This is a genomic window from Stenotrophomonas sp. (assembly GCF_031995405.1).
Taxonomy (GTDB): Bacteria; Pseudomonadota; Gammaproteobacteria; order Xanthomonadales; family Xanthomonadaceae; genus Stenotrophomonas.
On record NZ_DAMAGC010000126.1, the window covers coordinates 1 to 12,233 of the forward strand.

A 12,233-nucleotide genomic window follows, 5' to 3' on the forward strand; every position below is an offset into this window, starting at 1 on the left:
GAGGAGGTGGCGGCCGCAGGCCGACGCCGGGGGCGTCGCCGGAAAGGGCATGGGGACCCAGCGACCGACCCACCGACTACCGCTTGAGGCGAAGTAAAGGAGGAGGCGCCGCAGGCCGACGCCGGTGGGCATTCGCCGGAAAGGGCATGGGGGCCAAGCAACCGATCAACCGGCCGAGCGCCGCGCAAGAAAATCTCCAAGCGCACTACGCGTTTGCCACACGCAGGGAGAAGAACTTCGTGCTCCCCCGGCATCGCGCCACCGGCAACCGGTGGCGCGTACCGCTTACAACTGCTTGTCCAGACTGATCTGCACGCCGTGGTCGCGGTCTTCACCGCTGCCCACCAACCCGCGGTAGTCCACGCGCAGGCCCCAGTCGCGACCGAAGTCGAACATCACCCCGGCCCCCAGCATCCAGCGGTTGCGGTCGAAGCCGTCCAGCGAAGTCCGGTAGAACGGCACCCCGACCAGATCGGCGTACTGCATCGTCGCGGTGCCACTGCCGCTGAAGTCGTGCTGGTACTCCACCCGCAGCTGCGGCGTCCACGCGCCCCACGCGGCGGTCTTGCGTGTCTCGATGCGCAGGCCGGCGTTACCGGTGCTGGTGTCCACGTCCTGGTCGCCGTAGCGCAGGGCGAACAGGTCGCTGCCCTGCTCGACATAGCGGTCGAGCGTGCCGCGCGACGCATCCAGTCGCGCATACGGAGTGAACTGCCAGCTGCCACGCACCAGGTCGGCACCGACCGACAGCGAGCCGAACCACTGGCTGCCATCGCGACGGGCATGCACGACGCTGCCGTCGCTGGTCACGTAGCGGCGCAGATCGTAGTCCAGCAGCTGGTGGCCCAACAGTGCATCCACGAACAGATGCTGGCCGGGGCTGTAGCTCCCATACACCGCCAGGGTGAAGGCCTGCCCATCGCTGCGGCTGCCGTTCTCGCCCACATCGGTACGGTCGCGGCCGTAGCCCAGGCCGACGCCGAGGGCCAGATCCTCACCGACCTGCAGGTCGCTGCCGAGGGTGACGCCGTCCGTGTTGAAGTCACCGCCGGCACTGCCGCGCCCATTGGTCCGGCCGGTGCGGATCGTACCGCCCACCCACAGGCCAAGCGCCGCCTGGGCACCCGTGCCCGCCGCGGCCGGCGCATCCAGCCCCGGCTCCCGATCGAACGGCTGGCGGCGCTGGGCGTCGCAGTCACTGCCGGGCAGGCTGCCCACCGCTGGATCGCAGCGCTGCGGCCCGTAGGCCAGGCCCAGGTTGTTGCTGAAGCCGTTGCTGCGGCTGGCCCCGTGCAGACGCTGCATCCGCTGCTGGACGTTCTCGATCTGCGAGGTGGCGAAGCGCCGCGCGGTATCGGCCTGCGCCGACAGCAGCCCGCGCACCTCCGGGTCGCGGGTCGGGTCCGGACGCTGGGTGACCTGTACGGTGTAATCGCGCGTGCCGGTGAAGCCCAGTGCATCGGTGGCGGTCACCGTGAAGGCGAACGCACCGGCCGCGGTGGGCGTGCCGGTCAGCGCGCCGGATGCCGCCAGCGCCAGGCCGCCGGGCAGCGCGCCGGTGGTGACCGCGTAGGTATACGGCGCGGTGCCACCGCTGGTGGAGAGCTGCTGCTGGTAGGCGTTGGCGAACAAGCCGGCAGGCAGGGTCGACGGGGTCAGCGTCAGCACCGGCGCGGCCACGCTGAGCGTGTAGGCCTGGGTCACACTGGCCGGGGTGCCGGTGGTGCTGTCGGTGGCGGTCACGCTGAAGGCCACCGTGCCCACGGCGGTGGGCGTCCCCGACAGGCGACCGCTGGCGGCATCCAGCGCCAGGCCCGCCGGCAGGGTGCCGGTGGTGATGGCGAAGGTGTACGGCGCTACGCCGCCGCCGGCAGCGAAGGCGACCTGGTAGGCGCTGCCCGCCGTGGTCGGGGTCAGGGTGCCGGCGGCCGGCGTCAGGCTCAGCGTGGGCGTGGCCACCTGCAGCGTGTAGTTCTGCACCACGCTGGCGGGGGTTCCGGTGGTGCTGTCGGTGACGGTGACGGTCAGCGCGAAGCTGCCCGCCTGGGTCGGCGTACCCGACAACACCCCGCTGCCGGTGTCGAAGGCCACGCCGCTGGGCAGCGTGCCGTTCAACGCGTAGGTGTACGGTGCGACGCCGCCGGCAGCGGTGATCGGCTGCTGGTAGGCACTGCCCGCGGTGGCCGGTGACAAGGTGGCCGGGGTCACTGCCAGGGTCGGGCTGGCCACGCTCAGCACGAAGCCCTGGCCGGTGGTGAACGGGCCGGTGCCGGTGCTGCTGTCGGTCGCCGAGGCCACCAGGTTGAAGCTGCCAGCCTGCGTCGGGGTGCCACTGACGGTGACGCTGTCGACCGTGCTGGCGGTGATCGACAGGCCGGCCGGCAGGTTGGCCACCTGGTAGCCGCTGTAGGGCGCAGCGCCGCCGGACCAGGTGAAGGTCTGGCTGTAGGGCGCGCCGGCCACCGCCGAGAACACGCTGTTGGCGCTGACGGTGATGGTCGGGATGCCCACCGCCACGGTGACCGTGGCCGGCGCGGAGGTACCGGTGCCGTTGCTGGCGGTGTAGGTGAAGCTGTCACTGCCGGCGAAACCCGCTGCCGGCTGGTAACTGATCGAGGTCGGGCCGGTCACGGTGGCGGTGCCGTGCACCGGGGCGGTACCGATCGCGACCGAACTGGCCGCCCCGCCCGACAGCGCCAGTGCCACCGGCACGGCCGGCGCCCCGTAGGACACCGAGAGGTTGACGTTGCCGGCCACCGGCAGGCCGTCGGCCACGGTGATCGACATCGCGGTGCTGACCGAGTACGGCGCACCCACGCCGGTGCTGCTGTCGGTGGCGGTCACGGTGAAGTTGGACGTGCCCAACGCGGTCGGCGTGCCGCTGAAGACACCGCTGGCAGTCATGGTCAATCCCTGCGGCACGCTGCCGGCGGAGATCGTGTAGGCGTAGGGCGCGGTACCGCCGCTGGCCGGGCCGACCGGGGCGGTATACGGCTGGGCGAGGGTTGCGCCCGGCAGTGGGCCACCCGGCAGCACCAGCGTGGGTGCGCCCACGGTGAGCACGTAGGTCTGCACGCCGGTGTAAGGACCCGGCGCTGCACTGGTATCGGTGGCGGTCACGGTGAAGGGGTAGGAGCCGCCCGCGGTGGGCGTACCGGCCAGCACGCCACCCGCGCTCAGGGTCAGGCCCGGCGGCAGCGAGCCGGTGGTGACCGCATAGCTGTAGGTGCCGCTGCCGCCGCTGGCGACGATGGTCTGGCTGTAGGCAACGGCGATCGCCGGGGGCGGCAGCACCGCCGGCGCGACGGTGACCGGCTGGTCATCGTTGAGCACGGTCACGATGCCCTGCGGATCGGCAACGGTGGCATTGGTGGGCGCGGTCAGGTTGACCGCGAAGGTCTCGTCGGCCTCCGGCGTGGTGTCGCCGTTGACGGTAACCGCGATGGTCCGGGTGGTCGCGCCGGGCGCGAAGGTCAGCGTGCCGCTGGCGCTGCTGTAGTCGGTGGGTGCGACGGCGCTGGCATTGGCGGTGTCGTAGTCGACGGTGACCGTCTGCCCGCTGGCCGCCGACAACGTCACCGTCAACGTGGCGGTGACCGTACCGGCGTTGCCCTCGGTCACCGAGACATCGTTGATCGACAGCGACGGCAGCGCATCGTCATTGAGGATCGTGCCCAGCCCCTGGCCGTCGGCGACGGTGGCACCGGTGACGTTGCTGACATTGGCGAAGAAGGTTTCATTGGGCTCGTTGAACGTGTCGCCGTTGACCAGCACGGTGAACGTCGCGCTGCTGCCGCCCGCGGCAATGGTCTGGCCGGTCAGCGCCTGGGCGACATAGTCGCTGCCGGCGGTGGCGGTACCATTGGCGGTGGCGACGTCAAAGCTGACCCCGCCCGGGGCTGCCGGCGCGTTGAGCGACACGGTGAAGGTGAAGGCGGTGGTGCCGCTGTCGCCTTCGTTGAGGCTGACGTCACTGATGCTCAACGCCGGCTGGTCGTCATCCAGGATCGTGCCGATGGCGCTGGCCGGTGCACCGACGGCATAGCCGGTGCCAGGCGCGAGCGTCAGTATCACGGTCTCATTGGCTTCCACGGCGCTGTCGGCTGTGGGCGTGACGGTGATCGTGCCGGTGGTGGCTCCGGCCGCGATCGACAGCGGCGAGGTCACTGCCGCGTAATCGGTGCCGCTGGTGGCGGTACCGCCCACGGTGAAGGCGATCGACAGCGGTGTCAGGCTCGGCTGGTCCAGGGTGACGGTGTAGACCAGCGGGGTGCCGCTGTCTTCGTTGACCGAGGACGGGGACACCGTGATCGACGCGCTGGGGACGTCGTCGTTGAGGATCGTGCCGGTGGCGCTGGCCGGGGCACCGATGGTGTAGCCGCTGCCGACGGCGACGCTGAGGATCACCGTTTCGTTGGCCTCCACGGTGGCATCGGCGGTCGGGTTGATGGTGACCGTGGCGGTGGTCGCGCCGGAGGGAATGCTCACCGTGGCCACGCCGCCGGTGTAATCCACGCCGCTGGTCGCGGTGCCGCCGGTGGTCAGGTTGACCACGGTCGGCGAGGACAGGTTGAGGCTGCGGGTGACGGTGTAGACCAGGTTGGTCGCCCCGTCCTCGCTGACGCTCGCTGGCGCCACGGCGATGCTGACGCTGGGTGCCGCGCTTACCGTCAGGGTGAAGTTCTCCACCTCGAAGTAGGTGCCGGTGCCGGTGCTGCTGTCGGTAACGCGGATGTTGACCGGATAGATGCCGGGGGCCGCGGTGGCGGTACCGCTGATCACGCCTGCATTGAGCGTCAAACCGGCGGGAAGGCTGCTGGCTTCCATCGCATAGATGTAGGGCGCAACGCCACCGATGGTGCCCAGCGTCTGCGAGAACGGCACGCCCTGGATGGCCGTGGCCGCGGCCGGGACAAGGCTCAGGCTGGGATTCTGCACCGTGCCGCTGTAGGTCTTGTCGGCAGTGGCCGTGGTGGCATCGGTGGCACGCACGGTGAAGGTGTACGCGCCGCGCTGGGTGGGCGTGCCACTGATCACACCGGCGTTGAGGGTGATGCCAGGCGGCGGAGTACCGGCCTGCAGGGTGAAGGTGTAGGGCGCGGTGCCCCCGCTGGCGCTGAGCGTCTGCGATACCGGCGTGCCGGCGGTCAGGGTGAGCGCGGCCGGTGCGACCACGATCGTGGAGTTGGCCGGGGTGATGGTGACCGTGACCCGCACGGTATCGCCATCGGTATCGGAAAATTCGAAGACGTCACTGGTGGCGGTGTCGCCGCCGTGACCGTAGTCGACGAACCAGTTGCCGCCGGTGATGCGCAGGTTGGCGGTGCCGTGCTGCGGCAGCTGCGGGCCGTCCACGGGGCCCTCGCCGGCCAGGGCGACCGGATTGGCGCAGGCCGAGACGTTGATCGCCACCGTGCCGCCATTGCCGACGGTCGCCGACTGGGCCGGACAAATCAACGAGGTATGCGCGGCCCACGCGGCGTTGGACCCGCACAGGGCGGCGCAGAACAGGACGAACAGGGTCGAGAAAACACGCGCGGTACGCGCGTATCGGGTACGGAGTGCCATGACCTTTCCCCCTTGGAAAGAATCCACCTGGATGCAGAACAACATCGAGGTGCGCGTCCCGTGCCGGCTGCCCCGGGAGCATGATGCTCCCGTCGTTCCCTGACGTCGCCAGCGGCAGGCATTCCACGCCTCCCCCCTTTGGCGCCATTGGAACAGAGTCCCCGGGGCGAGAAAAGGGGCGCAGCGGCGGGACTTGTGAACAGCCTGAATGGCGTTCAGAGTAGTTGCGCGCCAGTCCGGCGCCGCGCTCAGCATCCAAGGGGGATCAGATGAGCGAATTCTTCGTCGGCCAGATCATGATGGCCGGGTTCAATTTTGCACCCAGGTTTTTCGCGCAGTGCAACGGGCAGTTGCTGCCCATCAACCAGAACCAGGCCTTGTTTTCGCTGTTGGGCACGCAGTACGGCGGCGATGGGGTCACCAACTTCGCCCTGCCCGATCTGCGCGGACGTACACCCGTCGCGTATGGGCCCTCGGCCGATGCGGCATGGCAGCCACCGGTCATGCCGATCGGCCAGCGGGCCGGGACCGAGAACGTGACGCTGTTGCCCACGCAGTTGCCGGCGCATGGTCATCAGGTCGTGGGTGTCGCCGCTGCGGGCGACAACCGCAACCCCACCGGGCGCACGTTCGCCGGCGGCGGCACCGCCAAGCTGTATGCAGCCCAGGGCGGCGCGCTGGTTGCACAGGCACCGTCGTCGGTCGCCCAGGCAGGCAGCACCCAGCCCCATCCGAACATGCAGCCCTACACCACGCTCAACTTCTGCATCGCCCTGCAGGGAGTCTTCCCGTCCCGCGGTTGATCACGGGGCCGGCCCTTGCCGGCCATGCGTTACTCACAAGGAGCATGATCAGATGAGCGTACCTTTCGTCGGCGAAATCCGGATGTTTGGATTCAACCGCGTTCCCAGTGGATGGCTTGCCTGCAACGGCGCGCTGATATCGATCGCAGAGTACGAAGTGCTCTTCATGTTGCTCGGCACAACCTACGGCGGTGACGGCCAGAACACCTTCGGCGTGCCGGACCTGCGCGGCCGCGTGCCGCTGCACATGGGCCAGGGCCCGGGGCTGAGCAATCGCCTGCCCGGCATGATGTCCGGGACCGAGACGGTCACCCTGACCCTGCCACAGATGCCGGCCCACACCCATGCGCTGTCGGTCTCCAGCGGCGTGGCCACGCTGGAGACGCCCGCCGCCACCGCATTGCCGGGCGCCGTCAGTGGCGAGACCTTCTATGTCACCGACACCACCGGGGCGACCCCACTGGCGATGGAGGCGTTGGCCGTGACCAGCAGTGGTGGCAACCAGGCGCACGAGAACTGCATGCCCACCCTGACGGTGCAGTACTGCATCGCCTGGTCCGGCGTCTTCCCCTCGCAGTCCTGACCCTTCCCTCGATACGCGCAGAGAACCGACATGACCGAACCTTACATCGGACAGATCCAGCCGTTCGGCTTCAGTTTCGCCCCGAACGGGTGGGCGTTCTGCAACGGCGCTACGCTGGCGATCCAGCAGAACGCCACCCTGTTTTCGCTGCTCGGCATCCAGTACGGCGGCAACGGCACCAGCACCTTCCAGCTGCCCAACTTCAGCGCCCGCGCTGCGGCAGGGATGGGCACCGGCAACGGCCTGACGCCCCGCCTGGCCGGCGACACGTTCGGCGTCTCCCAGGTGACGTTGAGCACATTGGAGATGCCCGCCCATCGGCACACGCTGACCGCGTTCGCCCAGACCGACACCAGCAAGCGCAGCGGCGTACCGGTGGCCGGTGGCGGCCTTTCCCAGCCGGGGTCCAACGCCGTCAAGCCCTTCAGCAATGCGACGCCGGATACGCCGTTGTCTCCGTCCATGCTGCTCCCCAGCAGCGGTGGCAACCAGCCACACGACAACCAGCAGCCCTACCTGGCGGTGAACTTCTGCATTGCCCTGCAGGGCGATTACCCTGCGTTCGACTGATGCTGCCCGCGACGCTGGCGCCGTTCCCTCCGGAGCGGCGCCCAGCGCTGGCCGGGGTCGCCGCAGCTACCGGATGGCAATGGCGCGCGCTACGCGACGATGACCTGCCCTGGCTGCTGCCGCTGTATGCGAGCACGCGCGAGGAGGAACTCCGGTCGGTGCCCTGGCCGGACGCTGCCAAGCGGCAGTTCCTGGCGCAGCAGTTCGTGGCCCAGCACCAGCACTACCAGAGCCGCCACCCGCGCGCGCATTACCTGGCGATCCTGCGCGAGGGCCAGCCGGTGGGGCGCTTCTATGTCGATGAAGACGGTGAGGAGGATCTCATCGTGGACATCAGCCTGTTGCCGTCATCGCGCGGCACCGGTATCGGCACCGCGGTGATCGGTTGCCAGCAACAGGCCTGTGCGGCGCAGGGCCGCGCGCTGCGGCTGCATGTGATGCAGCACAACCACGCTGCGTTGCGCCTGTACCAGCGGATGGGGTTTGTCGCCACCTCGGCGGCGGCGGGCGAGCTTTACCTGCCCATGCGCTGGGAGCCGGTGCACCGTCCCCTCAGTTGAATACGGCCTGGTACAGGAAGCCGGCGCGTTCCTGCGCGATCGGCACCAGGAAGATGCCGACCTCGCCCACCCGTGCATGCCGCATCGGATAGATCTGCTGCGGAAAGACGATCGGCGCGCCATTGCGGAACAGCAGTGAGAACGGCGCACGTACTGTATTGGCACGCGTCTGCGGCAACGGCCGCGCTTCGACCAGCACGAACTCCATCTGCATGCCATCGAACTCGGCGGCGAACGTCTCGTTCACGCAGCCGGCAAAGTGTTCCAGCGTCAACAACTCCATGTCCCGTCCCCCGGTCGCGTGCCGCAGGCGTAGCGGCATCGAACATCCTCGCTGCATCGCGTGGCGCGCACAAGCGCCACGCGATGCACTGCGCCTGGATCAGGCTGCCAGCGCGGCGTCGATCGCGGCTACCAGGCGCGCGTCGTCAGCCGGCACGTCCGGGGCGAAGCGCGCGATGACCTGGCCATCGCGGCCGATCAGGAACTTCTCGAAGTTCCACAGCACGCCCGGCGCCGGGTTGATCACCAACTCGGGGTACTTGGCCACCGCGCCCTGCAGCTTCTCGCGCATCGGGCCTTCGCCGGTGGCCGCCGGCTGGGCAGCGGTGAGCTGCTGGTACAGCGGGTGGGTATCGGCGCCGGCCACGCTGATCTTGGCGAACAGCGGGAAGCTCACATCGTATTCCAGCTGGCAGAACTGCTGGATTTCCGCCTCGCTGCCCGGCTCCTGGGCCAGGAAGTTGTTGGCCGGGAAACCCAGCACTTCCAGCCCGGCGTCGTGCTTGTCGGCGTACAGCTTCTGCAGGCCTTCGTACTGGGGGGTCAGGCCGCACTTGGAGGCGACGTTGACCACCAGCAGCACCTTGCCGCGGTAATCGGCCAGCGAAGACGGCTGGCCCTCAATGGTGTTGACGGGGATGTCGTAGACGGTCTGGCTCACTGCAGGTTCCTTGCATTGGAAAAAGGGAGGCACGCGATGGCGATGCCATGGGAAGGTCAGTCGACGCAGATGGTGCCGATCGCCACGCCACCGTCGATGCGCTGACGGCAGCCGAAGTTCTGGCTGACATCGCGCTGGCACTGGCCGGTGGCCTTGGCGCCTGGCGCCACCTGACCCTGCGCCAGGCATTGGCCGGTGCACTCGGCTTTGGCGCTGCAGGTCTTGCCGGCATCCGGATAGGCCACCACGCACTGCACACGCTGCAGACGACCCAGCGGCTGCAGACTGCCACCGCTGGCGGCGCAGTCGGCAGCCTGTTTGGCCGCCGTCGCGGCGGCCACCGATGCAGCGTCTTCGGGCGAGGGTGAGGTACTGGCGCAGCCGGCCAGGGCCAGCAGCAGGGACAACAGCAGGGTCAGGCGCATGCGGGCTTCCTTGAACGATCGGCAGATGCCATAGCATGCGCGATCACGTGCATGCATTGCATGTACGCCAGGTGTCAGTCCGCCGCGTCGGCACGCTCATCGGCGGCGCTGTCCTCGTCCTCGCCGGGGATCTCCTCCAGCAGCTCCTGGCTCTGTTCGGCGCTGAGCGACTCCACCCCGCGCAGGCGGCGTTCGATGGTGCGGGTCTTGCGGCTGGCTTCGCCCAGGCTGCGGCCGACCGTGCTGATCTGCTTCTCGGCCTTTTCCAGGATGCCGGCGAACTTGCCGAACTCGCTCTTGACCGCACCGAGCAGGCCCCACACTTCGCTGGAACGCTGTTCGATGGCCAGCGTGCGGAAGCCCATCTGCAGGCTGTTGAGCAGCGCGGTGACGGTGGTCGGGCCGGCCACCACCACGCGGTGCTCGCGCTGCAGCAGGTCGACCAGGCCGGGACGGCGGATCACTTCGGCATACAGGCCCTCGGTGGGCAGGAACATCACCGCGAAATCGGTGGTGTGCGGCGGGGCGATGTACTTGTCGCAGATCGACTTGGCCTGGATGCGGATCGCGCGTTCCAGTTGCGCGCCCTGCACGCGCACGCCGTCGACGTCGCCCTGTTCCTGCGCATCGAGCAGGCGCTCGTAGTCCTCGCGCGGGAACTTGGAATCGATCGGCAGCCATACCGGGGTATCGTCATGCCCGCGACCGGGCAGGCGCACGGCGATATCGACGATCTCGCCGCTGTCCGGACGCACCTTCACCCCGCGCGCGTACTGCTCCTGGGTGAGGGTCTGCTCGAGGATGTTGTCCAACTGCACTTCCCCCCAGCTGCCGCGGTTCTTGACGTTGGTCAGCACGCGCTTGAGGTCGCCCACGCCGGTGGCCAGCTGCTGCATTTCGCCCAGCCCGCGCTGTACCTGCTCCAGCCGGTCGGAGACCAGCTGGAAGGAAGCGCCCAGCCGTGCTTCCAGCGTGGTCTGCAGTTTCTCGTCGACGGTGACCCGCATCTGGTCGAGCTTTTCGGCATTGTCGCTCTGCAGGCTCTTGAGCTGCTGCTCGAGCGTGGTACGCATCTCGCCGATCCGCGCCTCGTTGCGCTGGGTCATCTCCTGCAGCCGCTGGCCCAGCGATTCGGCCAGGCGCTGCTGCGACTGGGCGGTTTCATCGCGCCCCTTGCGCGCGTCCTCGGCCAGGGCCTGGCGCAGCGCGGCCATGTGCCCGTCGGTACGCGTGGTCAGTTCCACCAGCTGCTGGCCGAAGGCGTCGATGCGGGCCTGTTGCTGATGCCCAAACGCTTCCAGCTGCGCGCGCATGTCCTGCAGGCGCAGGGCCAGCAGTTCACCGGTGCGCTGCTGGGCCTGGGTGCCTTCCTCGCGGGCCTTGCGTGCGTCTTCGCCCAGCGCGTCGCGCAGCAGGTCCAGGCGCTGGTCGGTACGGGTGGACAGATCGGTCAGCGCGCGCGCGAAGGTCTCCAGCCGCGCATCCTGCTGCCGACCCAGCCCTTCGAGCTGCTCGCGCAGTTCGCTGCGGCCCACCCGCGCCTCGTCGCGCAGGCTCTGCTCCAGGCCGCCGTGCTGGGAACGCCGCAGCAGGACCACCAGCTGCAGGACAAGGACGGCACAGACCAGGCCGCCGAGAATGAGGAATTCGGTTTGCATGACGGCAAGTGTAGGCCGAGCCGGTCTCATTGGCTGCGCCGGGCGGACAGATACTGGAGCCGTACGGGACATCAACCTCCATCAACGTGCGCAAGGTGCTGTGGGTGCTTGCCGCACTCGGGCAGAACCTTCGGCACGTCGCTGCGGAAGTGACAGCTGATGCGACGGTCGATCCCCCGCGTGCGCGCGCTCAACCCCAACGCGCAGGTGCCGGTACTGGGCGATGACGACGTGCGGACTACGCAGATGCGGCGGCAGCATCCAGCCCCGCGCAATGACACCGTTTGATGGGCGTGCCGGACAGGCAGCTGGGGCACACCGGCGCGCACGTTGCCGGACCCGGGCTCAGCCTGGCCGACGGGGTGCCAGGCCCGTCGACCCGGTGATGGCGCCTCGGCACTGCCGGCCGTGGACGCCTGGTTCGCGCGCCTGCGGCCACGTGCGGGCTTCGCCCTGCACGTGGACAACGGCGTGCCCTGACAGCCCTCAGAGGTGGGTGAACACCTGTTCGCGCGGCAGCCGCGACTTGGGCAGCCCGGCGTTGAAGTTGGCCTCGCTGCCGTAGCCCAGCGCCACCAGCACCACGCTGGTCAGGCCGCGCTCGCGCAGGCCCAGCTCGGCATCCAGCACCGCGGCATCGAAGCCTTCCATCGGGGTGGCGTCCACGCCATGCACGCCGGCAGCCAGCAACAGCGTGCCCAGCGCCAGGTAGGTCTGCTTCTGCATCCAGTGCTCCACATCGCCCAGGGTGTGCCGGTGCAGGTCCACGAAGTGGTGCAGTGCGCCGCGCTGGCCTTCGCGCGCTTCGTCGGTGGGGTAACGGCCATCGGCGGTTTCCTGCTCGATCAACTGCGCCAGGTAGGCATCGTCGATGCCGGTGCGGGTGGCGAACACGATCACGTGCGAAGCCTCGGTGATCTTGGCGGTGTTGAACGGCTGGTTGGGCCGGGTGGCGCGGGCGATGCGCGCGCGCGCCTCATCGCTGGCGGCTACCAGGAAATGCCAGGGCTGTGAATTCACCGACGAGGGCGCGTGGTGCAGCACGTCGAGCAGATCGTGCAGCACCGCCGGCGGCAGCGTGCGGGTGCGGTCGTAGGCCTTGGTGGTGTGGCGGCGACGGGCC

General features: G+C 69.0%; 11 protein-coding genes. 5 read left to right on the plus strand and 6 right to left on the minus strand.

Features of this window, described 5'->3' with window-relative positions:
• Window positions 1-285 precede the first annotated feature (285 nt).
• Window positions 286-5,568, minus strand: a complete 5,283-nt coding sequence (locus tag RTO53_RS16835) for a putative Ig domain-containing protein (protein WP_312238875.1) — start codon at window positions 5,566-5,568, stop codon at window positions 286-288.
• A 269-nt stretch (window positions 5,569-5,837) separates the two neighbouring features.
• On the opposite strand from RTO53_RS16835, the gene RTO53_RS16840 reads away from it, so the two are divergent.
• From RTO53_RS16840 to RTO53_RS16855, 4 genes are read left to right on the plus strand one after another with little or no spacing between them, the layout of a single operon-like run.
• On the plus strand, window positions 5,838-6,371 hold the full coding sequence (locus RTO53_RS16840) for a tail fiber protein (RefSeq protein WP_312238876.1): 534 nt from the start codon (window positions 5,838-5,840) through the stop codon (window positions 6,369-6,371).
• A gap of 52 nt (window positions 6,372-6,423) precedes the next feature.
• Window positions 6,424-6,954, plus strand: a complete 531-nt coding sequence (locus RTO53_RS16845) for a tail fiber protein (RefSeq protein WP_312238877.1) — start codon at window positions 6,424-6,426, stop codon at window positions 6,952-6,954.
• A gap of 30 nt (window positions 6,955-6,984) precedes the next feature.
• The gene (locus tag RTO53_RS16850; protein ID WP_312238878.1) at window positions 6,985-7,524 is read left to right on the plus strand and encodes a tail fiber protein; all 540 of its coding nucleotides are present in this window, start codon (window positions 6,985-6,987) and stop codon (window positions 7,522-7,524) included.
• Window positions 7,524-8,084, plus strand: a complete 561-nt coding sequence (locus RTO53_RS16855) for a GNAT family N-acetyltransferase (protein WP_312238879.1) — start codon at window positions 7,524-7,526, stop codon at window positions 8,082-8,084. The genes RTO53_RS16850 and RTO53_RS16855 overlap by 1 nt, the downstream gene beginning before the upstream one ends.
• Here RTO53_RS16855 and RTO53_RS16860 read toward each other — a convergent pair.
• From RTO53_RS16860 to rmuC, 4 genes are all read right to left on the minus strand, one after another.
• Window positions 8,077-8,367 carry a hypothetical protein gene (locus tag RTO53_RS16860; protein WP_312238885.1) on the minus strand — a complete coding sequence of 97 codons (291 nt, stop codon included), beginning with the start codon at window positions 8,365-8,367 and terminating at the stop codon, window positions 8,077-8,079. The two genes, RTO53_RS16855 and RTO53_RS16860, sit on opposite strands and share 8 nt — an antisense overlap.
• A 99-nt stretch (window positions 8,368-8,466) precedes the next feature.
• Window positions 8,467-9,027 carry a glutathione peroxidase gene (locus RTO53_RS16865; protein ID WP_312238880.1) on the minus strand — a complete coding sequence of 187 codons (561 nt, stop codon included), beginning with the start codon at window positions 9,025-9,027 and terminating at the stop codon, window positions 8,467-8,469.
• A gap of 56 nt (window positions 9,028-9,083) precedes the next feature.
• On the minus strand, window positions 9,084-9,452 hold the full coding sequence (locus RTO53_RS16870) for a hypothetical protein (RefSeq protein WP_312238881.1): 369 nt from the start codon (window positions 9,450-9,452) through the stop codon (window positions 9,084-9,086).
• 74 nt (window positions 9,453-9,526) lie between these two features.
• Window positions 9,527-11,110, minus strand: coding sequence for a DNA recombination protein RmuC (gene rmuC, locus RTO53_RS16875; RefSeq protein ID WP_312238882.1), 1,584 nt, complete (start codon window positions 11,108-11,110; stop codon window positions 9,527-9,529).
• A gap of 159 nt (window positions 11,111-11,269) precedes the next feature.
• Between rmuC and RTO53_RS16880 the strand changes: the two genes are divergently transcribed.
• Window positions 11,270-11,398: a hypothetical protein gene (locus tag RTO53_RS16880; protein ID WP_312238883.1), complete on the plus strand. Its 129-nt coding sequence runs from the start codon at window positions 11,270-11,272 to the stop codon at window positions 11,396-11,398.
• A 198-nt stretch (window positions 11,399-11,596) separates the two neighbouring features.
• Here the strand turns inward: RTO53_RS16880 and nfsB are convergent.
• Window positions 11,597-12,233: oxygen-insensitive NAD(P)H nitroreductase (gene nfsB, locus RTO53_RS16885; protein ID WP_312238884.1), on the minus strand; the 637-nt coding region annotated here is incomplete at its 5' end.